The organism is Neisseria sp. P0021.S007 (genome assembly GCF_051956855.1).
This window is the reverse complement of the sequence record NZ_JBQCXA010001130.1, coordinates 1-527: the sequence shown is the minus strand read 5'-3', so window position 1 is coordinate 527 and position 527 is coordinate 1. Positions and strand designations below refer to the sequence as shown.

The 527-nt window shown below is 52.6% G+C and carries 1 pseudogene; it reads right to left on the bottom strand.

Annotation, left to right across the window (positions count from 1 at the left end):
- Positions 1–484, bottom strand: a pseudogene (locus ACTHUR_RS17890) (zinc transporter ZupT); the annotation flags it as partial.
- Between the last annotated feature and the right edge of the window lie 43 nt (positions 485–527).

Here is a 527-nt window from a genome sequence, read left to right as displayed (position 1 = left end):
GAATATTATGGATGGCAATCGCCAAGGCCAAAGGCATCCCGACCGCCGGATTTTCCAAGGTGGCAAAAAACGTCGCCAAGCCTTCGGGGAAATTGTGCGCCGTAATCGCAAACGCCGCCATCATACCGACTCGCGCAATATGGCGGCGTTTGCTTTCTTGAAAAGACGGGTCTTGCGCATCTAAGGTTTCATGCGGGTTCGGCACCAGGCGGTCAATCAGTGCGATGCCGCCCATACCGGCCAAAAATGCCATGGTCGCCGCCGCAAACGCGTGGTCTTTATCATAAATTTCAGCGAACGCCTCGCTGGACTTACTGAAAATTTCCGTCAGAGAAACATAAACCATCGCACCGCCGGCAAATGCCAAACCAAACGACAACACGCGCGGATTAGGCGTTTTGGAAAACATCACCAAGCCGCTGCCTAATACGGTAAACAAACCGGCAGCCAACGTGATGGAAAAGGCAACGGCCAAATTGGACATCGAAAAATCGGGCCTGAGAAAAACTGCGCTAAAAGCTGGGACA